The organism is Flavobacterium frigidum (assembly GCF_048286735.1).
Lineage (GTDB): Bacteria > Bacteroidota > Bacteroidia > Flavobacteriales > Flavobacteriaceae > Flavobacterium.
Genome location: NZ_JBLVPU010000028.1, coordinates 1 through 23,613 on the forward strand (window position 1 = coordinate 1; position 23,613 = coordinate 23,613).

At 34.1% G+C, this 23,613-nt stretch carries 23 protein-coding genes; 11 read left to right on the top strand and 12 right to left on the bottom strand.

Features of this window, described 5'->3' with window-relative positions; genetic code table 11:
* The first annotated feature begins 239 nt into the window (after positions 1-239).
* The 4 genes from ACNQGO_RS14000 (at position 240) to ACNQGO_RS14015 (ending at position 3,569) form a co-directional block, all read left to right on the top strand.
* Positions 240-650, top strand: a complete 411-nt coding sequence (locus ACNQGO_RS14000) for a hypothetical protein (protein ID WP_144889162.1) — start codon at positions 240-242, stop codon at positions 648-650.
* A 518-nt stretch (positions 651-1,168) separates the two neighbouring features.
* On the top strand, positions 1,169-2,167 hold the full coding sequence (locus tag ACNQGO_RS14005; RefSeq protein WP_417985648.1) for a hypothetical protein: 999 nt from the start codon (positions 1,169-1,171) through the stop codon (positions 2,165-2,167).
* A 372-nt stretch (positions 2,168-2,539) separates the two neighbouring features.
* Complete coding sequence (locus tag ACNQGO_RS14010) at positions 2,540-3,193, top strand: SatD family protein (RefSeq protein WP_417985649.1); 654 nt, start codon at positions 2,540-2,542, stop codon at positions 3,191-3,193.
* Complete coding sequence (locus ACNQGO_RS14015; protein ID WP_417985650.1) at positions 3,177-3,569, top strand: hypothetical protein; 393 nt, start codon at positions 3,177-3,179, stop codon at positions 3,567-3,569. Before ACNQGO_RS14010 ends, ACNQGO_RS14015 begins: the two co-directional genes overlap by 17 nt.
* 167 nt (positions 3,570-3,736) lie before the next feature.
* Here the strand turns inward: ACNQGO_RS14015 and ACNQGO_RS14020 are convergent, their stop codons facing one another.
* The 6 genes from ACNQGO_RS14020 to ACNQGO_RS14045 form a co-directional block, all read right to left on the bottom strand.
* Positions 3,737-4,480, bottom strand: coding sequence for a DUF2490 domain-containing protein (locus tag ACNQGO_RS14020; RefSeq protein WP_417948200.1), 744 nt, complete (start codon positions 4,478-4,480; stop codon positions 3,737-3,739).
* Positions 4,481-4,558: 78 nt separating this feature from the next.
* Entirely contained in the window at positions 4,559-5,371 is an 813-nt protein-coding gene (locus ACNQGO_RS14025) for a TPM domain-containing protein (RefSeq protein WP_417947704.1), read from the bottom strand.
* On the bottom strand, positions 5,371-5,808 hold the full coding sequence (locus ACNQGO_RS14030; RefSeq protein WP_309756195.1) for a TPM domain-containing protein: 438 nt from the start codon (positions 5,806-5,808) through the stop codon (positions 5,371-5,373). The genes ACNQGO_RS14025 and ACNQGO_RS14030 overlap by 1 nt, the downstream gene beginning before the upstream one ends.
* A 119-nt stretch (positions 5,809-5,927) precedes the next feature.
* On the bottom strand, positions 5,928-6,509 hold the full coding sequence (locus tag ACNQGO_RS14035) for a LemA family protein (protein WP_417985651.1): 582 nt from the start codon (positions 6,507-6,509) through the stop codon (positions 5,928-5,930).
* Positions 6,510-6,577: 68 nt separating this feature from the next.
* Positions 6,578-6,910, bottom strand: coding sequence for a MerR family transcriptional regulator (locus ACNQGO_RS14040; RefSeq protein ID WP_091165014.1), 333 nt, complete (start codon positions 6,908-6,910; stop codon positions 6,578-6,580).
* 73 nt (positions 6,911-6,983) lie between these two features.
* Complete coding sequence (locus ACNQGO_RS14045) at positions 6,984-7,961, bottom strand: M23 family metallopeptidase (protein ID WP_417985652.1); 978 nt, start codon at positions 7,959-7,961, stop codon at positions 6,984-6,986.
* 338 nt (positions 7,962-8,299) lie between these two features.
* Between ACNQGO_RS14045 and alaS the strand changes: the two genes are divergently transcribed.
* The 4 genes from alaS to ACNQGO_RS14065 all read left to right on the top strand — a co-directional run bounded on the left by alaS (position 8,300) and on the right by ACNQGO_RS14065 (position 13,681).
* Complete coding sequence (gene alaS, locus ACNQGO_RS14050) at positions 8,300-10,960, top strand: alanine--tRNA ligase (protein ID WP_417985653.1); 2,661 nt, start codon at positions 8,300-8,302, stop codon at positions 10,958-10,960.
* A gap of 328 nt (positions 10,961-11,288) precedes the next feature.
* Positions 11,289-11,981: a hypothetical protein gene (locus tag ACNQGO_RS14055; protein ID WP_417985654.1), complete on the top strand. Its 693-nt coding sequence runs from the start codon at positions 11,289-11,291 to the stop codon at positions 11,979-11,981.
* Between the two features lie 126 nt (positions 11,982-12,107).
* Positions 12,108-13,058, top strand: coding sequence for a GSCFA domain-containing protein (locus ACNQGO_RS14060; protein ID WP_417985672.1), 951 nt, complete (start codon positions 12,108-12,110; stop codon positions 13,056-13,058).
* Positions 13,059-13,060: 2 nt separating this feature from the next.
* Positions 13,061-13,681, top strand: a complete 621-nt coding sequence (locus ACNQGO_RS14065; protein ID WP_417985655.1) for a DUF4230 domain-containing protein — start codon at positions 13,061-13,063, stop codon at positions 13,679-13,681.
* A 69-nt stretch (positions 13,682-13,750) separates the two neighbouring features.
* Here ACNQGO_RS14065 and ACNQGO_RS14070 read toward each other — a convergent pair whose 3' ends face one another.
* Positions 13,751-15,508 carry an aromatic amino acid hydroxylase gene (locus tag ACNQGO_RS14070; protein ID WP_417985656.1) on the bottom strand — a complete coding sequence of 586 codons (1,758 nt, stop codon included), beginning with the start codon at positions 15,506-15,508 and terminating at the stop codon, positions 13,751-13,753.
* Between the two features lie 249 nt (positions 15,509-15,757).
* Here ACNQGO_RS14070 and ACNQGO_RS14075 point away from each other — a divergent pair, with 249 nt between their 5' ends.
* The gene (locus tag ACNQGO_RS14075; protein WP_417985657.1) at positions 15,758-16,075 is read left to right on the top strand and encodes a hypothetical protein; all 318 of its coding nucleotides are present in this window, start codon (positions 15,758-15,760) and stop codon (positions 16,073-16,075) included.
* Entirely contained in the window at positions 16,072-16,260 is a 189-nt protein-coding gene (locus ACNQGO_RS14080) for a type II toxin-antitoxin system RelE/ParE family toxin (protein ID WP_417985658.1), read from the top strand. Before ACNQGO_RS14075 ends, ACNQGO_RS14080 begins: the two co-directional genes overlap by 4 nt.
* Before the next feature lie 161 nt (positions 16,261-16,421).
* On the opposite strand, the gene ACNQGO_RS14085 is transcribed toward ACNQGO_RS14080, so the two are convergent.
* The 5 genes from ACNQGO_RS14085 to ACNQGO_RS14105 all read right to left on the bottom strand — a co-directional run bounded on the left by ACNQGO_RS14085 (position 16,422) and on the right by ACNQGO_RS14105 (position 20,879).
* Positions 16,422-17,453, bottom strand: coding sequence for an esterase-like activity of phytase family protein (locus ACNQGO_RS14085; RefSeq protein ID WP_417985659.1), 1,032 nt, complete (start codon positions 17,451-17,453; stop codon positions 16,422-16,424).
* A gap of 153 nt (positions 17,454-17,606) precedes the next feature.
* On the bottom strand, positions 17,607-18,008 hold the full coding sequence (locus tag ACNQGO_RS14090) for a group III truncated hemoglobin (protein WP_417985660.1): 402 nt from the start codon (positions 18,006-18,008) through the stop codon (positions 17,607-17,609).
* 59 nt (positions 18,009-18,067) lie between these two features.
* Complete coding sequence (locus ACNQGO_RS14095; RefSeq protein WP_417976839.1) at positions 18,068-18,604, bottom strand: DUF4136 domain-containing protein; 537 nt, start codon at positions 18,602-18,604, stop codon at positions 18,068-18,070.
* A 39-nt stretch (positions 18,605-18,643) separates the two neighbouring features.
* Positions 18,644-20,626: a urocanate hydratase gene (locus tag ACNQGO_RS14100; RefSeq protein ID WP_417985661.1), complete on the bottom strand. Its 1,983-nt coding sequence runs from the start codon at positions 20,624-20,626 to the stop codon at positions 18,644-18,646.
* 76 nt (positions 20,627-20,702) lie between these two features.
* Positions 20,703-20,879, bottom strand: a complete 177-nt coding sequence (locus tag ACNQGO_RS14105) for a DUF5522 domain-containing protein (RefSeq protein WP_309756217.1) — start codon at positions 20,877-20,879, stop codon at positions 20,703-20,705.
* A gap of 891 nt (positions 20,880-21,770) precedes the next feature.
* On the opposite strand from ACNQGO_RS14105, the gene ACNQGO_RS14110 reads away from it, so the two are divergent.
* Positions 21,771-23,603 carry a T9SS type A sorting domain-containing protein gene (locus tag ACNQGO_RS14110; RefSeq protein ID WP_417985662.1) on the top strand — a complete coding sequence of 611 codons (1,833 nt, stop codon included), beginning with the start codon at positions 21,771-21,773 and terminating at the stop codon, positions 23,601-23,603.
* Positions 23,604-23,613: the final 10 nt, after the last annotated feature.

The following is a 23,613-nucleotide window of genomic DNA, read 5'->3' on the forward strand; positions in this document are numbered from 1 at the left end:
CAATTTGTAATTTAAAAGACATTGAATAATCTTTTTGAGTCCGCTTTACATAGTGTGTTTCTTCATGTTTTTCCATTAGGATACTTATTGTGTATCGCTATTTCAGGACGGGACATAATGTTAAAATAAAATACGAACGATAGCGGAACGCCTTTTTTTTTATTTTAATATCACTAAAAATGGGTATTGTAGCTACGTTCTTGAAAAGCGTACTTTGTAATATATAAAAAACTAACAGAATGAAAAACACGTTAATATTTATCTTCATTTTATTTTGCTCAACAATAAATGCACAAATAAGTTCTTATAACAAGGGATTAAAAAGTACTACTTTCATTTTCAACAATTGGTTTTTAAATAAGGGTGTAGAAACATTTGCAACGAAACCAACACCAGTTGGTTATAAACAAAGTTATGACGAATTAAAAAACGTACTTGCACACTTTGATTTAGATATTATGGAAGCAGAAGTTGATAAATCACTAATTGATAAGAATATCGATGGATTGAGAGATTTTCACAATTTAAGTATTTCTTTATTTCTTGAAAATTCTGTAATCACAATGGCATGGAGAACCAATGATAATTTTCAAATTTTTTGGGGATGTACAAATGAGATGAATATAATTTTGATCAATAAATTAAAATGATTCCACAATTAAAATAAACCAATTAAAACCGTTCAAAAGTGAGCGGTTTTTTTATTTCAAAAATGAGCATAAAAAAACGGGAGTTGTTCACGCTCCTGTTTAAAGTTGTTAAATAAGTTAAAACATTGTAAAAATGAAATATCTGTAAATATCTGTACCTTATTTGTACTTTTATATGTTAAGTAATTGATTTTTAGTATTAAATATTTATATTAGAGAGAAATAAGAATAGAAAACCACTTTGTAAAGAAGTGGTTTTTTTGTTATCACAGATGCTTAAAGCCTAAGATTTTATTTTTGGGCTTTTTTTGTTTGTATTTGAACCAATTAACAGATTTATTAACCGTTTGTAGATTTTTTATTTTACTATAATTATTGTAGTTATATTCGTAAAAATTAGAGCTATTGTATTGGCATGAAGCTATCTGTATTAGGATAGATTGGATTTGTTTCATGGCAAGTATTTATTAGGTGATAGCTTAACAAACTGAAGAGAAATCAAAACCGAAATTTATAAAATGACCGTATTCGAAAAACTTAAAGAAGCAGAAGAAAAAAGAAAAAAAGCTATTCCTTCTCAAGTTTTTTTTAATCATTTTTTTGCTGTATCATATCATATTGAATGCAATACAGAACGTTTTGATTTGAAAAAAAATGCTTTTTTTAATGGTTTAAAATTGAGGAATGAAAATTTTGATTTGGATACCATTAGAAAATTATTGTGGAATTCGTGGAGCACAGAATATGCTTTTACATTAACAACTTTGGCGAATAATGAAGAATTTTATAAGTTTGCTTTGCATTGGAACTTTCCACAAGCTTATTATTCAATTTATCTTTCATTAACTGCATTTCACGAAACTCAAGGATTAGCAAATGAACAACACGAAAAATCAATAAAAATATTTGGAAACTCTATAAAAGACGGACATTATCCAGAAGCGATAAGTTTTTTTAGTAAAGGGTTACACGAACAATATGAATATGTCGGAATTGAAACATTTAACGGTTTTCCAAAAGATTGTTGTGGTTTAACGAGAATTCAATCATTAGATGAAGCTCAATTACAAATTGCATTGTTTCTCAAATCTACACGAAAAAAAATAGCCGAAAATAAAAGAGAGAAATTAAAAAACAATAAAGACAAAAAGTTTCTTAATGCAAAAGGTGAATTCAGAAAATCATTTTCAAAAAATCATTGGAATTTAATCTATCAAACAATTCCCGAAACGACAATTTTGAACATAATGTATCGATTGAGAATAAAGGCAAATTATCACGATGTTGAAACTTTTATAAATGCAGATATAGATTTCAAAACATTTCACGAATCTTTAAGTAGTATTATTTATTATTTAAATTTTGTTCACGAAGCTTATATTTGTAAAGTTTTAGGGAAAATAGAATATGAAAAAATATTACATAGTTTTCCTGGTCATTTGAATAAAGAAACTGCTATGAAAAGATACTCTGAATTTGAAAAAATAATTGAAGTTAACAAAAAAGCCATTAGCTAACACACGCGACAAGTAATTTGGGTTTTAGGCTTAATTTGAAATTAGTTTTGTATTTGGGATGATTTGGCAAATCCTAAAATAGGTCTTGATTTAATCCCAAACCCGCTGTAGTGCCAGAACGAAAGATAATCCCGAAGAAATTCGGGACTTTTTTTAGGATTTATTTTTCCAATTCAAACGATGAAATACACTCAATCGAATAATATCACGATCAAAAAAGTCAACACCGCTAGGTCGTCTTTGATAGCTGTTGAGGTAGCCTAACTCATACGAAAAATGGTTGCTGGCTTGAAAATGTTGCGGAATTTAAACAATAAACACATTGTTGCGTAATTCGTGCAATTTATGTAATTTTGCATAAAACACGCAACAATGTACTATGTAATTTTAATGGCAGATATTCTTGAAAGTGGAGAAAAAGATGCTAATGAATTGATGTTGGAGTTTAAAAAAACGGTCAAATATATTAACGATAATTGGCAAAAAAATATAATTTCTCCACTAACGATTACATTAGGTGACGAGTTTCAAGCAATCATCGATAATGTCCAAAATGCTGTAAATATTATTATTGAAATAGAAGAATTCATTCTCGCAAAAGAATTAACTTTCAAACTTCGTTATGTTTTAAATTTTGGAAAAATAGAAACTGAAATAAATCGAGAAATAGCTTATGAAATGTTAGGAGAAGGCTTAACTGATGCAAGAAAAGCGTTAACCGATTTGAAAAACTCAGAAAGTCGATTTCTAATAAAATTTAAAAAAGAGGATTTGAGAATTGAAAAAATGTTAAATGATACGTTTAAGATATTTCAATATTATATTGACTCTTGGAAAGTAAATGATTATAAAATAGCTAGCAATTTTATCATGCATGATGACTACAAAGTTATTGCTGATAAACTACGAATCAATCGATCAACTGCATGGCGTAGACGAAAAAGTCTCAATATAGAGGAATTTGAAACTGTAAAACGAATAATCAATAATTTAACTTATCTATACGAGCATGATCTTCCTAAGTAAAATTTTAGTCTTTGTAATAATATTTATCATTGGAGAATTTTTATTCAATTTTACTTGGTTTGCATATCTCAGGAAATACTTTGAGAAGAGCGTAATTGCACAAGAAAAAGAGATAAAAAATGAAAATAATAATAACGATAAGAAATTTCTTTACTTGAATATTTCAACTTTCAAAGGAATCATGGAAAGATTTATTATTTCAGTATTTTTAATTTCAAATTTTCCTCCAATTTTGATAGTATTTGGTACCTTGAAATTAGGAACTAGAATTTCTGAACATAAAGAGATTAAAAATGATTACTTTCTTATTGGAAATTTAAGCTCCATTTTGGTTGCACTAATTTATTTTTATGCCTTTAAACATTTTTGTATATAAAAACTTCGGCTACCAACGGTTTACTTTAATAGATACAAATCAATAAGTAACACGTTCGATTTTCAGCTAGAAAATCTATTTTAGTAAGAAAATAATCATTCCACGAAGCCGCTAATTCGCCACGCCGCAGAACTATTGTCCCGAAGAAATTCGGGATTTTTTTTGGATTAGACTTTTTTGTTTAGCTTAATCTTATGAAAAACACTCAATCGGACTATATCACGATTAAAGAAATCAACGCCGCTGGCCCGTCTCTGAAAACTATTGAGATAGCCTAGTTCAAACGCTATATTTGAATTTATACTAAAGTGCAGTGCAGTATAAATTCGGTTTTGATCAAAGGTGTTTTTTATTTTATTGCTACTAACATTAAACATAATTTCATCGGACACTACAGCTTTTATAGCTTGATTTTCTTTTTTCCAAAACGTATAATCTCCTTGCAGTCGGTACCTGAAACGCCATGAAAAAATGGTTCCCGGAAGTAGCATTTCTTTATTAGCATTGTGAATAAATCGTTCTTCTACTTGAAGACGTTGATTAATTCCAAATTTCCCAACAGTTTTTTTCCAAGTAAGATCTTGTTGTCCTCGGTATTCAGGAATATTAAAATTTGGATTTACCTCTGGTATTTGGGTGTCCACAGAGAAATAGGCAAAGCCCACTCCAGCTTCTAAATGCTCATTTATCTTGTAACGGCCCTGTATGCGGGCAACAAATACATTTTCTTGTATGGGTTTCAAAAATACTCTATTGTCAATTTCAGTATGCAACGCCCATTTTTCATTAAAGGATAATTGATTGTAGTATCGAGTCCAAAGTATGTTTTGGTGGTCAACGTTTGTACTAGTTTGTGCATTTGTGGGTAGCGTTTTAAAAATAAGGAGCAGAAAAAGATAATAAAACTTCATTGGTTTTTATTTGCATCAAATATAAAAAAAATACCCTATCGTTTTGATAGGGTATTAATGTTTTATAAAATCAAGTTATTACCAGCCACCGCTAGATCCACCGCCAGAAAAGCCTCCGCCGCCAAATCCACCGCCAAAACCGCCTCCGCCAAATCCACCACCAGAGGAACCACCACCGAAACCACCTCCGCCGCTGTTTCTGCCGAGGCTGCTTAAAATAATGACATCCAGTAAACTTGGGCCTATGCCACCACCTCTGTTTCCAGAATTTCCACCACCACCTTTATTTCTCGATATCAGTGCGATTATGATAATTACAATTACGACTAAAGGTAAGATTGGGAATCCTTTATTTTTTGATTTTTTAACACGCTCGCCTTTATATTTTCCTTTAAAAACATCAAACAAAGCATCTGTACCTCTGTCTAAACCGTTGTAATAACTGCCAGCTTTAAATTCAGGGACAATAATATTCCGAATTATTTCTCCACCAATTCCAGCGGTTAGTCGATCTTCTAATCCATAACCAGGATTAATAGCTATTTTTTTTTCGGCTTTGGCCAATAAAATAATAACACCATTATCGTCTTTCTGAGTGCCTCCAATGCCCCATGTTTGGCCCCATTTTGTCGCAAGTTGACTGACATCTTCGTTCTGAAGACTTTCAATGGTAATGACAACGATTTGAGTAGTAGTAGAATCAGAATACTTGATCAGTTTTTCTTCTAATTGTGCTTTTTCTGTTGCGCTAAGCACATTTGCATAATCATAAACCGAAGTCTGTAAAGTTGGTTTTTCAGGAATGGTAAATTGCGCAAAGCCAATTTGTGTGACAAAAAAACAAACAAATAGCTTTAGGGAAATTAGGGTACTCTTTTTTTGTAATAGCATTATCCTCTAGATATTTCGTTTGATAATTCATTTGTGTCGCCTTCTTGCCAAGGGAAATAGTGCTGCAATTGCTCTCCGGCTCTGGTAATTCCATCAATAAGTCCTTGTTTGAAATCTCCTTTTTTGAACTCTGCTACCATGACGTCGCGCGTACAATTCCAAAAATCATTTGGTACAACGTCATTAATTCCTTGGTCTCCGCAAATGACAAAATTACGGTCTTCTACCGCTAAGTATATTAAAACACCATTTTTAAGCTCAGTTTCATCCATTTTTAATTCATGAAAAACTTCCATGGCACGATCATACGCATCCAAGGAAGTTGTTTTTTCTATATGAACTCTAATCTCGCCAGAAGTGTTTTTTTCAGCCATACGAATAGCTTCAACAATTTCTTGCTCATCTTCTTTGGTTAAAAAATCTTCTACTTTTGACATCCTTCTATTTTTTGAACACAGATTTAACAAATTCCCACAGATTAAAATTTGTGAGAATTTGTTTTAAATTTATTTTTAATTCCTTTTTCACCCCCTCTTTCGAATGGGTTGGGGAGGATTTAGAATTTTACTTCAACTGGTTTTTCAGCACCCACAACAGCTTTAAAAGCAGCTTTTTCTTTATAGTCGGATAAAAATAATTTTCTAGGATTTTTCAAAACATAATTGTTGTACACTTCTACTGATTCGTTAAAACGAGTTCTAGCTGTTAAGATTTGATTTTCTGTACTAGCCAATTCGTCTTGCAATTTCATGAAGTTAGAATTTGCTTTTAGTTCTGGGTATCGTTCTACAGAAACTAACAACCTCGATAATGAACTGCTTACTCCGCTTTGAGCTGAATTAAAAGCTGCTAATTGTTCTGGGCTCACGTTTGCTGGGTCAATTGTCACAGAAGTAGCTTTTGCACGTGCTTCAATAACCGCTGTTAAGGTTTCTTTTTCAAAATCAGCAGCTCCTTTTACCGTGTTTACCAAGTTACCAATTAAATCATTTCGTCTTTGGTACGAAGTTTCAACGTTACCCCATTCTTTTTTAACTGCTTGATCTACTACAACAGCTCCATTAGTTACATTGATGTAGTACATTATGGCAACTACAACTAATCCTCCTACTATAATCCAAGGCAAAAATCTTTTCATGTTTACTTAATTTAATGTTTATTATTTAGTTTTTATTTATTGTTTTTGAGCGGGTTGTGTTAAACAATTTAAAGCTCATTTTTAATATTTGTTAATTGTGTGCGTATTGTTTCTAATTTACGAATAATTTCAAACTTATCCAAGGTTTTCTTTTGTCCTTCTTTCAAATGGGTTTTGGCACCTTCCAACGTAAATCCTCTTTCTTTTACCAGGTGATAAATCAATTGTAAGTTGGTAATGTCCTCTGGCGTAAACATTCGATTGCCTTTTGCATTCTTTTTGGGTTTTAAAATATCAAATTCATTATCCCAAAAACGAATCAATGACGCATTTACATCAAACGCTTTAGCTACTTCGCCAATGCTGTAATACCTTTTATCTTTAGAAAGTTCAATGTGCATGTTTCTTTATTTGACTTTTAATGCTGCTACCTGTAAACTTTTTACTTCTGCACTTCATCACCATTTTATAGTATTAATCAAGCGATTGGTTCTCTTGATTGGCTAATTGTGCAATAACCACATATTCTACTGCTGAAATATTCCCGTAATAAAAATTAAGCGGATTCACCACTTTTTTATCCTTCAACACCTCGTAATGCAAGTGAGGTGCTTCAGAGCGCCCCGTACTTCCTACATATCCAATAACGTCTCCTCGTTTTACCCGTTGTCCTGCACGAGCTTTATATTTGCTTAAATGTGCGTATAAAGTTTCGTATCCAAATCCGTGCCGAATCACAATATGATTTCCATATCCAGAGGCTGTATTATCTGCTTTTGCTACAACTCCGTCTCCAGTTGCATAAATAGGAGTACCCGTTTTGGCCGTAAAATCCATTCCTTCATGCATTTTTCTGGCTTTGGTAAAAGGATCGGTTCGGTATCCAAAACCTGAAGCCATTTGTTTTAAATTTTCATTTCGAACGGGCTGAATAGCGGGAATAGCTGATAAAAAATCATTTTTTGCCTCTGCCAATTTCAAAATAACATCTAATGATTTGGATTGTATGGCTAATTCCTTACTCAAAACGTCTATCCTTTTTGTGGTATTAATGACCAACTGCGAATTATTATATCCTTCTAGTACCTTATACCTGTTTTTTTCCTGAAATCCTGCCTCCCGAAGTGAATCTGGAATAGCAGCTTTATTGAAATAAACTCGATACAAATTATTGTCTCGATCTTCAATTGCCTCAATAACACCGGTAATCTGATCCATTTTTTTGTTCAGTAACGCATAATTCAATCTCAAATTTTCAATTTCGCGTGCTTGCAATCGATCTTTTGGCGTTTCAAAATAAGGAGTATTCAATAAAATTATAAAACTCAAAAAACCAAACAATACTGCTGCCAATAAAAAAAGAACAATAACACCCAATTTTCTTCTTTTTCGTGTTTTTATTTTTCTGTACGCTAGATTTTCAGAATCGTAATAATATTTTACTTTCGACATATTTTAAAATACCCTATTTTTGCACACTGTAAGAGGTTAGACGAACAAATTTAAGAAATGTTTCATTCGCTCCACCTTTTTTTTAGGAATAAATAAATTAATGTGCCTATTCCAGCTATTCGTTGCAAGTTCTCGTCTTGAAATCTTTTTTTCTATTGAGTCTGCAGGAGCTTCCTGCGGTCGCTCTGCCCACTCAAGAAAAAATAGATTTCAAAACTTCAAAGCTTTCCACTTTTATCTGGGGCAAAAAATAAAAGATTTGAGGATTTAAAGATTGAAAAATTTCAATCCTAAACAATCTTTAAATTTTGGAATCTTTAAATATTTAAATTAAACCAATGACATCACAAGAAGTACGCAAGCAATTTCTGGAATTTTTCGCATCAAAAGGACACGTAATCGTTCCTTCGGCTCCTATTGTTCTAAAAGATGATCCAACCTTAATGTTCAACAATTCAGGAATGGCTCAGTTCAAAGAATATTTTTTGGGAAACGGAACGCCAAAAAGCAATAGAATCGCCGATACGCAAAAATGTCTTCGTGTTTCAGGAAAACATAACGACCTAGAAGATGTAGGTTTTGATACTTATCACCACACGATGTTCGAAATGCTAGGCAACTGGTCTTTTGGTGATTATTTCAAAAAAGAAGCCATCAACTGGGCTTGGGAACTTTTGACAGAAGTCTACAAAATTCCAAAAGAAAACTTGTACGTTTCTGTATTTGAAGGAAATCCCGCCGAGAACGTACCATTCGATCAGGAAGCTTGGGATATTTGGAAGGAATTAATTGACGAAGACCGTATTATTCTTGGAAACAAGAAAGATAACTTCTGGGAAATGGGCGATCAAGGACCTTGTGGACCGTGTTCAGAAATTCACGTTGACATTCGTTCAGCAGAGGAGAAAGCTTTAGTTTCAGGAAAGAGTTTAGTAAACAATGACCATCCTCAAGTAGTAGAGATTTGGAACAATGTATTTATGGAATTCAACCGTAAAGCCGATGGTTCTCTGGAAAAATTACCTGCAAAACACGTAGATACCGGAATGGGATTTGAACGTTTGTGTATGGCATTACAAGGAAAAACATCTAATTATGATACGGATGTTTTTACACCACTTATTGAAAAAGTAGAACAAATTACGGGATTAAAATACACTACCAATGATGTCATTCTGAACGCTAGTGAAGAATCTGAAGAGCAAAATAAAACTAATATCGCTATTCGTGTAGTGGTCGATCACGTTCGTGCCGTAGCTTTTGCTATTGCTGATGGGCAATTGCCGTCAAACACTGGTGCAGGTTATGTAATTCGTAGAATTTTACGTCGTGCAATTCGTTACGGATTTACGTTTTTGAACACCAAAGAACCTTTCGTTAATCAATTAGTTGGCGTTTTGGCGAATCAAATGGGAGAATTTTTCCCAGAAATTAAATCGCAACAACAATTAGTTACAAATGTAATTCGTGAAGAAGAAGCTTCTTTCTTGAGGACTTTAGATCAAGGATTGCAATTGCTGGATAAAGTTATTGAAGATGAAAAAGGAACAACTGTAGCAGGAGCAAAAGCATTTGAATTGTATGATACTTTCGGTTTTCCAATTGACTTGACTGCATTAATTCTTCGAGAAAAAGGGTTGGAACTGGACGAAGCTGGTTTTACCATTGCAATGCAAGAACAAAAAAATCGTTCTCGCGCCGCATCTGAAGTTTCTACCGAAGACTGGTCTGTGTTGATTCCAGGAAATGTAGAAACATTTGTAGGTTACGATCAAACAGAAAACGAAGTGAAAATCACTCGTATTCGAAAAGTGGATAGTAAAAAAGATGGAGTTTTGTACCAAATCGTTTTAGATAACACCCCATTTTATCCAGAAGGTGGAGGACAGGTTGGTGATAAAGGAACCTTGGTTTCTGCCAATGAAACGATCGAAATCATCGACACAAAAAAAGAAAATAACCTGATTTTGCATTTTGCAAAACAATTGCCGGAGAATATAAACGCTGGTTTTGTTGCTAAAGTAAATCAGGATCTGAGAAGCTTGTCTTCTAGAAATCACTCGGCTACGCACTTGATGCATCAAGCCTTGAGAAGTATTTTGGGAACTCACGTAGAACAAAAAGGATCTTTGGTAAACCCAAACTATTTGCGTTTTGACTTTTCGCATTTTGCTAAAATGACAGAAACCGAATTGCAACAAGTAGAAGATTTTGTAAATGCAAGAATCCAGGAGCAATTACCACTTATAGAAAGAAGAAGTATTCCTATTCAGCAAGCATTAGAGGAAGGCGCAATGGCTTTGTTTGGAGAGAAATATGGAGATACGGTGCGTGCGATTAAATTTGGCGAAAGCATGGAACTTTGTGGTGGAATCCATGTAAAAAACACGGCTGAAATCTGGCATTTCAAAATCGTTTCTGAAGGAGCAGTTGCTGCAGGAATTCGTCGTATTGAAGCCATTACAAGTGATGCGGTAAAAGCACATTTTGCAGCGTATGAAAATACATTGAATGAAGTAAAAACAGCCTTGAAAAATCCTCAGGATATTCTGAAAGCCGTTCATTCGATGCAAGAAGAAAATGCCAAATTAGCGAAACAAATAGAAGCCTTAGTAAAAGATAAAGTCAAAAATTTGAGAGCGAGTTTAATTGCTGAAATTCAGGTAATAAACGGCATACAATTTTTAGCAAAACAAGTCGATTTGAGTCCGGAAGGAGCCAAAGATTTGGCGTATGAATTAGGAAATTTAGGGAATAACTTATTTCTGGTTTTGGCAACAGTGAATCCCGAAGCTTCGGGAGAAAAACCAATGTTAACGTGTTATGTTTCTAAGGAGTTAGTGGCAGAGAAAAACCTTAATGCTGGACAAGTAGTACGTGAATTGGGTAAATTTATACAAGGTGGTGGCGGTGGACAACCGTTTTTTGCAACAGCAGGAGGGAAGAATATTTCGGGTATTCCTCAAGCTTTAGAGAAAGCAATTGATTTTGTAAAGTAGGATTTATATTTTTTATCATTGAAACCCTTTTAGAACTTAAATTCTAAAAGGGTTTTTTATTACAGGTAATTACAGGGTTGATTGTATGTAGTTGTTATGCAAGTGTTTATCGATAGTAGTTTATCGATAATATTGGGCTTGTACCGATAATTATTGCGGTATTTACTTTAAATCTATAATTTTAAATTCGTTGCTGGATGTGATGGTGTGCTAGCAGAATGACTTTATTTTATGTAAGATGAAAAAATCAAAAAATATATTTTGGATGCTATCACTTTTTATAATAGCATTCTATTCATGTTCTAATGAAAATGTTAGTAGTCAAAAAATGCTACAGAAGATGGTGGAAACTACAGAAGATGGTCTTTCAGAAACAACTTTGTTTGCATACGATGGAAACAAAATAACTTCAATTAACAGTGCTAATAGTCGTACAGCTTTTACATATACTGACGGTCTCATCTCCAAGATTGTATTGCTGAATAAGAAAAATAAGATTAAAGAGATAATTGAATATTCATACGATCTAGGTAATTTAGTTCAAGTTGAATCTGAGGGGAAGTATATTATCAAATACATTCATAATCCAGATAAAACGATTGCTTATGAACGATTTTTAAGTACTACAAACAATCAAATACGTAAAGAATATCATGGTATTTTATCTATCGAAAATGGTAATTTAATGTATGACAAACGAATTTTTGACAATGTTAAAGAAGGATTAATTGTGAAAAACAATAGGACTTTTAAATACGATCAAAAAATCAATCCAATGTTGGATATTTTTGGTTTTGAAAAGCTTTTAACCTGCGATGATTTAATGTCTGTCAATAATAGTTTAATGAGTATTGTAGAGGATAGCACTATTTATCCGAATGATCAAATTACTTCTTCTGCTAAAATGCACATTACTTTTTTTAAATATGATGTTGCAGGATATCCTTTAGAAAAAATTTCAGAAACAGCTGTGTTATCAAATGGGAAAACGGGATATCTAAAAACAGAATATTTCTATTAAAAAAAATGTTATCAAAACCCTTTCATTGGTGCCAAACGATGAAAGGGTTTTTTGTATTTATGAAAAAAGATTTAAATTCAATTTTATTGTTCAAAATAATTGAAATTTGCATTAAATAAAACGGCGATGCATTTTAGAACTCAAATTCCAATTCCTAAAAGTAGTTCCACTTTGGACTATAATTCCAAAATAGTTTCATTAGGCTCCTGTTTTGCTGAAAATATGGGAGATAAATTCCACTATTATAAATTCCAAAATTTCATAAATCCGTTCGGAATCATTTTCAATCCAGTTTCTATTGAAAAAATTATCCACAAAGCCGTAAATGGAACATTATTCACCGAGGAGGATGTTTTCTTCTTTAATGAACGCTGGCATTGTTTTGATGTGCATTCTGATTTGAGTAATTCAAGTAAAGAGGGATTATTAAAATCATTAAACTCCATACTCGAATCAACAAATCAGCAATTAACAGAATCAACACATAGTATCATCACGTATGGAACTTCATGGGTATATCGGAATTTAGAAAGGGATGCCATTGTGGCGAATTGCCATAAAGTGCCACAAAAACAATTTAAGAAGGAATTACTTTCTGTTGAAGAAATAGAAAAGAGTATTGCAAATACAATCAAATTAATTCATTCTGTAAATCCAAATGGTACTATTTTTATTACGGTTTCGCCGGTGCGACACATCAAAGATGGTTTTGTTGAAAACCAATGGAGCAAAGCCAATATAATTAGTGCGCTTCATAAGACATTTGACTTTCGACTTTCGAAAATAAATTACTTTCCCAGCTACGAAATCATGATGGATGAATTACGGGATTACCGCTTTTATGCCGAAGATATGTTGCATCCCAATCAAGTGGCAATCGATTATATCTGGAAACGTTTCGTAGAAACTACTATTTCTGAAGCTGCTTTTGCTGTGATGGAAGAAGTAGAAAGTATTCAAAAAAGCCTGTCACACAAGCCTTTTAACCCAAATTCTGAAAGTCATTTAAAGTTTGAGTCCAAAGTCAGAGAAAAAATCACTACATTGGAGAATCAATATTCATTCATGAAATTTTAGTTATGCTTAAAAGAATACTTATAGTGGTAGGAGTTATAGTTGGAATATTTTTATTGTTTAAATATTGCGATTTTAAAAAAAATGAGGATCAAGACATCACCTACAATACGAATTTAATTCAACAACAAATCCTCAACGTAGGGAAATTGGTTGTAACTGAAGGGCATTTTTCTGAGGTTATTACCTATAAAAATCAGCAAAAATACTTGATGGATATGCTTTCTTTTGAGAAAAAAGCGTTGGTAATTGTCAATGCGGATGTAACAGTTGCGTATGATTTGCACAAAATGAAATACGACATTGATGAGGTCAACAAGACTATTACGATTGTAAGCATTCCTAAAGAAGAAATTAAAATCAGCCCGGATATTCAGTTTTATGATGTAGAGCAAAGCAAGTTGAATCCATTTACGGGAGACGATTACAACAAAATTAATAAATCGGTAAAAGCAAATCTGGCTAAGAAAATTGAAAAATCGTCCTTAAAAACGAATGCTCAAAATAGATTGATTAGCGAGTTATCTAAACTATTAATCACAACGAGTCAGTTGGGTTGGACTCTAAAATACGAAGGAAAAGTAATAGAAAGCGAAAAGGATTTTGGAAAGCAAATAAAATTATAATTAAAAAAGGAACCGCAAATTCACAAATTATTAGAGTTGTCTAAAGTTTGTGAATTTGCGATTCTTTTTTTAAGCTTTCTCTTTATCAAAAATCAAGTCTAAACCACCTGAAATTAAATGTGCCACTTTGGGTCTTTTTTGTTTTAATTGATCCAGATAAACCATTATTTCCTGAAATAATTGAGGTTTGTTTCGGTTTTTCAAAAGCTCAGTAATCTCAATGGCCAACAACCAATCCTTTGGATGATTGGTAACTAATTTTTCAAAAATTGGAGCTAATGACGTTTGCGTATCATTGGTTACTCTTATGTTTCGAACCGTTTGGTATAAAATTTCAAGATCATCACGTTCCGCAGAATGTTTGGCTTTAATCGTTTTGCTAGACGGAAGATGTGAAATCAAGTCAAAGCTATTTACATCGGCTGGACCTGAGAAAGCAGAAGTCACTTTCTTTCCTACAGCCATATCATAAACGCCCCATTCTGGTTGAAATAAAACGGTTTTGCCGTGAGTCACAATACAATTTTTAAAGCGAATCAGCGTGATTTCTCCTTGTAAGTTTCTAGAACCTGTAACAATCTCACCTTCAACAATAATACCGCCTTCAAACTCCAGCTTCACTGTTTTAGATTCTAAGATATCGTACGCATTTAGATCTTTTGGACTCATGTCTTCAATAGCAAGATTGATTCCTTCTAATTTTCCTATCGGGCTTCCAAAACCTTCTGGGTGTGTCGAAGTTCCATGTCCTACTAGTTCTTTTTCTCGGTAAGCTAACGCTGTTTTTCCAGTTGTTTGTATGTAAATTGGTTTGCCTTCATACTCAATAACCGAGCTGAAAATCCCCGAAATTTGTAAACCGGTACTCAATTCAATTGTTCCCAAAGCATTCGAGTCTATCAATTTATTAATTCCAGATAAACCACCGGTGCGCAACGCCATTTTATTCGCAAATTCCTCTAAAACCAAATTCAAATACGCAAATGTAGGCGTAACATACAACTGCGGTTGGAGTTTAGTAATATCAAAATTTTGTGTAGCAGCCGAAATATCATAAGGAATTTTAGTAACCTCAGGAGTCATGCAGTGCGCACTCTCGCCTATAGATGACAGCAATCCAGCACCATAAATCTTTGGATTTTCTACCGTTCCAATCAATCCGTATTCCACCGTCCACCAGTGAAGGTTGCGTATTTGGGCCATCTCAGACAGTTCTCCCATATTATGCTGCAAATGCTCTACTGCTTTTTCAGCGGCATCAATCGTAGCTTGTGGCGTATCCTCGGCCTCTTTCACAATCGAAAGCAATCGGATAGCCTCATACATTTCGTAGTCTTTGTGCGAAGAGATTGCTTTGCAGCCTATCTCTCCAAAACGGCGTAAGTATTCTGCATATTCAGGATTCGCAATAATGGGTGCATGTCCAGCACCTTCGTGAATAATATCTGGTGCAGGTGTGTATTCTATATGTTCTAGTTGGCGGATATCCGATGCAATAACAAGCACATTATACGCTTGAAACTCCATAAACGCATTAGGCGGAATAAAACCGTCTACCGCAACGGCAGCCCAACCAATTTCGGTTAAAATCCGATTCATTCCGTACATACTCGGAATGTTATCTACTTCAATTCCTGTTTTCTTCAAACCTTCCAAGTACGAACTATGCGCCACTTTCGATAAATAATCTACATTTTTGCGCATCACATAACGCCATACTGCTTGGTTTATAGGCGTGTAATCGCTATAATCCTGAGGCTTAATAAATTGTCGTAAGTGTTGAGGCAATCGTTCTAATAACAGATTGCTTTCTATTGTTGAGTTCATATCGAAAACGTTGTAGTTCAGTTGCAAAAGTACGAATTTCAGGAGCTATTTCCCGCTTTTCATTGCAAGTTTTTGCAAACCCGTTAGTTTTTCCAAAGTTCATAAAAGAGCTTCCTCCGGTCGCTTTTTATAAACAAGAAAAACAAAAACGGCTTTCGCAAAAAGCTTTTCATTTCACTCGGGGCTAGGGAGTTCGGGTTCATGAAATAGTACCATTCAAATTTTATTAGGTTTTTCTAAGGGTTACAAATGCACGATATCGTCAGCTATACGGTGCGTTATAAAATTCGTACCTTTACTATATTAAATAAAAATAAAATGAATATTGAGGCATATAAAAACCAGATAATCGCTAAATTAATAGATGTTCAAGATCAGAAGCTATTAGAGCAAATAGAATCTGTTTTAAACGGAAATTCTGTTGTTGCAAATACTTTTGAAGGTAAGTCTTTCACTAAATCCCAGTACATAGAGCACATAGAATCTATTAGTCAATCTGTTGCAGATGGAGCTGAAACCTATACTTCGGAACAAGTTAGAAGTCATGTTTTATCTCGAAAGAAGTGATTGTAGTTTGGTCTCTGGAAGCTAAAAAATCGCTTTCTGAAATTTATAATTATATTTTTGAGGATAGTCCACAAAATGCAGAGAAAGTGTTGAATAAGATAATTGATTTAGCAGAGTCGTTGCAGGATGAGCGCTATGATTATGCAATTGACCCATTATCAATAAAGAGAAATTCTGCCATATAAGTATTTGGACTTACGAAATCATATATGAGCGAACAATAAATAAAGTATTAATTTTGGATATTTTTAACGGAAAACAAAATCCTGATAAACTAAAAAAATATTAAAAAATCGTAACGTTACTATTAAGGTTTTTTACGTATTTATTTTAAAGTTGTATTTTACTACTTCACCACTTCAAACACCAAAACCTGTGTTTTTTGTTTGTCAGAAAAATTATTATCGGTTACTAAAACCAGAGATTGATTGCCATTAGCCAGTTTTGGACCAAAAGTAATTCCCTCAACATTATCAATAAAAATTCCCAAATCATCCATATTCAGAATTAGTTTTTTTGAAGCTAAATTGAATTTTTGGTTCTGTAAGGAGGGATAATCCGTAACATTGGTTGCTTTATTCAAATCGCATAAAAACACTTTTACTGTGCAAGCTTGTGTTCCGGTAGAGTAGGATCGTTCTACTACCAATAACTGATTTTCACCATAATACTGAATCGCCGAAACACCATTGACAGCGAAGCTACCTTTCGGATTGGGTTCAAGAGCAATAGGCTCTAACTTATAGCCAAATTGTGCAGTGTTCTTTTTGGTTTTGACATCAAATTCATAGAGTCTGATTAAACCTCCTTTGCCGGTAGTAGCTTGATCACCATCTTCAAATAACGGTTCTTCAGTATGCGCGTATATCGTTTTGAATTTCGAATCAAATGCAATTCCTTCTAAAGTTCCATTGTTTCTTGGCCCTTTTTCTACCTCTTGCATTTTTAAATTTTCTGGTAAGGTGAAAGTGTTTAGAAAATTTCCTTTTAAATCCATGATATTCAAGGAAGGGTTTTGCAAGATTTGCTTTTCACCAGTAACAACACGAGCGCCTTCGCTACTCCAAATCAATGTATTTGTTTTTGGGTTGAATCGAATGTCTTCGGGATCTGCTGAGGTGCTAGGACTGGAATTCCAATTGCCAAAAGCAGTTCTACTTTCATTTTTTAAAGTAGTAACACTTTCAAAATCGACACTTTGTATTTTATTTTCAAGTAGCGGAATTTTAGCGGTGTAAAACCTGGAATTATTATACACAGATCGATCGTCGCAAATGAGATAATACAAATCATTTTTCTCATCATAATCGATACCAGATAATCCGCCTACTTTTGTATTTTGAAATGTTTTATTGAAGGGAATTTCGATAACGCTCATTAGTTTTAAACTGGGAATCGACCTGTTTTCAGTACTGTTTTTTAAATTTGAACATGAGAAAATAAAAAAGGAAAAAACCAAAAGAAACGCTAATTTACGCATAGAAATAGGTTTACAATTAAAAAAAAGTCAGATTGATACTTCAGATAAATTTTAGGAATGATTCTTTTGATTTTTCTCTTCGTTTCGAAAATATTCAATTTTGTAATTAAACATTTCTGCCATGTTCTTTGCACGAAATTTAGCTTCATCAGCTAGCGCACCAGTAAATAAACTATCGGTAGTTTGAGTAAATAGTTCCATCCAGCGATCAAAATGTTCTTTGGCAACGGGCAATTGTTTGTGAGGCGGAAAAGGACTTCCAGAATACGTATGTACTTCTAGCAAGATGGTTTGCCAAAAACGATACATTTTTTCAAGATGTTCTGGCCAACCATTGCCTATTTTTTCATTAAAAATAGGACCAATGAAGTCGTCTTTTTGCACTTGAGAGTAAAAAGTATTCACTAATAATTTGATGTCTTCGAGTGAAGCAATATCGTTTTTTGCAGTCATAATTGGGTGTAAAAAAACCTACGCAAAGGTAGGCTTTTCTGTTTGAATCTTAAGAGAAACTATTTTACTTGCGGTGGATATTGTTTTAAAATCGCTGCAACAAATTCATTGATTCGTTTTTCTTTATCTCCCCGATTTTGGTTAAGATAACCGATACCTTCGCCTTGCCAAACCAGTTCTTTTTTCTTGGCATCAATTAAATCAATAAACAAGGTGCCTTCAGTAGAGGAAGTAGCAAAAGTGTTTTGTCCACCCCACAAGAAAGGATTCCAACCCCAGCCCCAGCCGTATCCCCAACCCATATTGAATTGATTGACATCTATTTTTTCTCGTTCTTTAGTGAAAATATTGATCAATAAGTCAGGATTTTCGCTTTTGGTCATGCCTTTATTGCTTAGTTCACGATCTATTGCGTTCAATATTCTTTTTTTGTCTAATTGTGATATTTCGGCTTTGTCGATTCCGTTTTTGTGAAAAGCGTAGGTTTTATAAGGAGTAAAATCTACTTTGTTGTCAAAATCAGAATATACCCGAACAGAAGCGCAGGAGGCGAATACAAGCAGTAATACTGCGGTGAGTAGTTTGATAGTTTTCATAATGTATAGTATTAAGTAATTAACTGTGTTTTTTCAGTTTTAGAATTCTAATAAATCATCTGCAACTAGATTAGGGATGGTTACTTTTAATAAAGGTTGCGTTTCCATTGCTCTTTTTATTGCAAAAATGGCACCTTCATTTCTTGCCCAGCTTCGTCTTGAAATCCCATTGTTTACATCCCAGAAAAGCATTGATGCTAAGCGTTTTGAAGCCTCATTTGAACCATCAAGAACCATGCCAAAACCACCGTTAATTACCTCGCCCCAACCTACACCTCCACCGTTGTGAATAGATACCCAAGTGGCGCCACGAAAACTATCTCCTATTACGTTTTGAATGGCCATGTCAGCGGTAAAACGGGAGCCATCATAAATATTTGACGTTTCTCTGTACGGCGAATCAGTCCCAGAAACATCATGATGATCTCTACCTAAAATGACAGTACCTATTTCACCTTTGGCAATAGCCTGATTAAAAGCTTCGGCAATTTTTACACGTCCTTCCGCATCCGCATAAAGGATTCGGGCTTGTGAACCTACTACTAATTTATTTTCCTGTGCACCCTTGATCCATTGAATATTATCTTGCATTTGTTGCTGAATTTCTTCTGGAGCAGTTTTTGCCATTTCTTCGAGAACTTGGCAAGCAATTACATCTGTTTTGGCTAAATCTTCTGGTTTTCCCGAAGCACAAACCCATCGGAAAGGGCCAAAACCGTAATCAAAACACATGGGTCCCATAATGTCCTGTACATAACTTGGATACCTGAAATCGATGTGATTTTCAGCCATAATATCAGCACCTGATCGAGAAGCTTCTAGCAAGAAAGCATTTCCGTAATCGAAGAAATACGTTCCTTTGGCGGTATGTTTATTAATTGCTGTAGTATGACGGCGTAATGTTTCTTGAACTTTTATTTTGAATAATTCAGGTTTTTCAGCCATCATACTATTCGCTTCTTCAAAGGAAATATCAGCAGGATAATAACCGCCCGCCCAAGGATTGTGTAGCGAAGTCTGATCAGAGCCTAAATCGATGTGGATGTTTTCTTGATCAAATTTTTCCCAAACGTCAACTACATTTCCTAGATATCCTATAGAAACAATTTCATTATTGGCTTGCGCCAAAGCAACTCTTTTTACTAATTCATCCACATTTTCTATCACCTCGTTGATCCAGCCTTGACTGTGACGAATGTGTGTAATTTTTGGATTTACTTCGGCACAAACCGTGATGCAGCCTGCAATATTTCCTGCTTTTGGTTGTGCTCCAGACATTCCTCCTAACCCAGAGGTAACGAATAGGCCTCCCTTTGGACTGCGTTTTATTTTACGAAAACCATTTAAAACGGTTATGGTAGTTCCGTGCACAATTCCTTGCGGTCCTATGTACATGTAACTTCCTGCCGTCATTTGTCCGTATTGAGAAACACCCAAAGCATTCATTTTCTCCCAATCATTTGGTTTAGAGTAATTCGGGATTACCATTCCGTTAGTAACTACCACTCGTGGCGCTTCTTTATGAGAAGGAAAAAGTCCCATTGGGTGACCAGAATACATCGTCAAGGTTTGTTCCTCGGTCATTTCAGATAGGTATTGCATGGTCAATAGATACTGCGCCCAGTTTTGGAACACAGCGCCATTGCCTCCATATGTAATCAATTCATGCGGATGTTGTGCCACGGCGTAATCCAAGTTGTTTTGAATCATCAGCATAATGGCTTTGGCCTGTTCAGATTTTCCGGGATATTCATTAATTGGACGCGCACGCATTTCATAATCAGGACGCAAACGGTACATGTAAATGCGTCCGTAGGTTTCCAGTTCTTCTGAAAATTCTTGGATTAATTCAGCGTGATGTTGCGGTTCAAAATACCGTAAGGCATTGCGTAGTGCCAGTTTTTTTTCTTCAGACGAAAGGATTTCTTTGCGTTTTGGTGCGTGATTTATATCTGTTTCGTAGGGTTTTTGTTTTGGTAAAACCGACGGAATTCCTTGTTGTATTTGCTCTTGAAAAGTCATTTTTAAAAGTGTATTGTGTTGTTGTAAATCTGCATTTATCCAATTAATGATACTGAAAAAGAATACTGAACAATGCTTACTTTTTATTAGTTCCTGTTTTTTTATCAAAACCATACGGACAATGGCGACAGCCGCTTTTGCAGCAATGACCTCGTTTTAAATGGTATTTTGCGGTAAAGCATTTATATCCTTCGGGTGTAAAATAGAAATCTTCGCCCTCAGTCATTTTATTTTCATTACTTTGGTGCATCATATACGGTGGTGTTGCTGTGTCAGAGATTGCCTTTGGTTAAGTAAATAAGGCAGTCAAACTATCGTGTTTATTTCTAAATAGAATCGAAATAGTATCACAAATTTATAATTTTAATGCGAATGTTTCTGATTGTTGCTAAATATTTAATACCGAAAGGATTTCGTGGGTTAACAATTTACCCATTTGTTCTGGTGAAATATCGGGAAGATTTGAATGATAGTATTTTTATCAATCATGAAAAAATTCACATACGGCAGCAAGTTGAACTTTTAATTATTCCTTTTTTTATCTGGTACTTATCAGAATATTTTGTTCGGTTGCTTCAATATAGGAATGCAAATCTGGCCTATAGAAACATTAGTTTTGAAAGAGAGGCCTATTCAGAGGAATCAAATTTGTTATATCTACGTAACAGACCTTTTTATCGGTTTTGTAATTTTTTTTAATAATTGCGGCATTAGCAGCGCAAAGTATTCTTTTGAGCCTGAAATACATTTAAAAACACGCTTTCAAAAATGTTTTTTTTAGTTATTTTTTGAATTTTTCTACTTTTATTTTAGCCTTAACTTTTAGTTTTTTTAAAATATAAGCCTTCCATAAAGGCGTCTTCATTATTTAAATATAATTGTAAGAAATTATATTCTTAAAATTAAAATATATGTATTTCATCGATTTTTTGCACTTTTTAACGGTGTTTAATCAATTTTGTATGTTCTTTTTTTTGTAATTTTATTAGAACAATTTGAATTAGGTCTTATTTAGAAATCCATTTGCTATTTAGCTGTTTCAAAACTCATTAGAGGTTTAGTGGATTTTTAAACATTAATACTATTTCAATATGAGAATTAGAATATTATTTATTTCTAAGTAATTAATTTAAAATACCAGTCTATGTACCTAAAATTACTCAAAAGAATGCTGTTTATCAGCAGTGTATTATTACTGCATCAAATTGCGAATGCACAAATGTACGTAAGTCCTAACAGTTATGTTTTTGCAAGCAATGAGGTTGTTTTTGTGAAGCAACAATTAGAGCTAAATGCTTCAAGTAGTAATTTCTACTTAAGGAAAGATGCGCAGCTATTGCAAGGCGCTACAACTGCGAGTACAAATAGTGGAGTAGGTAATCTATCGGTTTTTCAAGAAGGTTCTACTAATAATTTTCAATACAATTACTGGTGTTCTCCTGTAGGTGGAAATGTTGCCACAGCAGGAAATTCTCCTTTTGGGATAACTCAACTCAAAGATATAGTGGACTTAACAACGAGTAATAATCCAGCTATATTGGCAATGAACAACTATAATGGGACAGCAAGTCCGTTTGCAATTGCTCCTTTTTGGATAAATAAGCTTGTGGCTTCATCAGGTTATACCAATTGGGCACAAGTTGGATCATCTTCAGCTATAAATGCAGGTGAAGGATTTACGATGAAAGGAACTTCAGGAGTAAACACAACTACTGTAAATGGGGTTCAAAATAATCCAGGGAGTAAACAGCGCTATGATTTTAGAGGAAAACCTAATGATGGGACCATTCCAATTACTGTTTTAAATCTGCAATTTACCTTGACAGGAAACCCTTATCCATCTGCAATCGATTTATCAGCTTTTTTAATTGAACAAACCAACTGTACTGGAATTGCCTATTTCTGGGAACAAGACAAAACAGTAAATTCACATTTTATTGCGGATTATAAAGGCGGTTATGGTATTTTTTCACCAGTTGAAAGAGGTGGGACGGGTATTTATGTTCCAGCAACCTTCTATTCCTATGATGGTTCTGGTAATGAAGGTTCGGCGACCGGTACAGGAAACCCTTTTGAAAGACGTTTTTCTCCAATTGGGCAGGGTTTTATAATTGATGGATTAGTAAACGGTACTGTACAAATGAAAAATAGTTACAGAGTTTTTGTAAAAGAGGGATTAGCCAACAATTCTCAATTTGAAAGAACCTCCAATTCTAGTAAACCAAAAACAACTGAGGATTACCTTTCTAGCATTAAATCGGTATCTGGATTTGATTATAAAACGGTTAGTACAGCACCTACGCCACAAATACGATTTAATACATTGCTGAATAATCAAGGAGTTCGCCAAATGGTCTTAGCATTTATTCCTGAAGCTACAGATGGTGTGGATCGAGCCATGGATGCATTGTCCTCGAGTGATGAAATGCCAGCTGATGTGTATTTTGTTATCAACGACGATGAGTATCTTATCAATGCAGTAAATTTTGATATGGACAAAAAAATTCCAATCGGATTTAAAAATACGGATACAGCAAATTTTAAGATTACGGTCAAAGGAATAGTAAATTTTACAGGTACAAACGCGGTTTATTTACACGATAAAACAACAGACAAATACCATGATATTAAAAATAGTTTTTACGATTTAACATTACCTGGGGGAGTAAACAACACCCGTTTCGAAATAACTTTTAAAAACAATGTTACGCTAGGTGTAGACGAAACAACGCGTGAGAGCTTTGTAGTCTATCAAGATAACAAGGCAAAGAATTTAATGATTAGTAATCCATTATTAACAGAGTTAGCAGCATGTAACCTTTATGATGTGGCAGGAAAATTAATTTTTAGTAAAAAAGATTTAGGAGCCAATGCCACATACAGTTTTCCTACCTCGGGACTTAGCACGGGTATTTACATTGTTAAAATAGCAACTAAAGATAAAATTGAAGTGGGTCATAAAATAATTATAGAATAGAAAGAAAGAC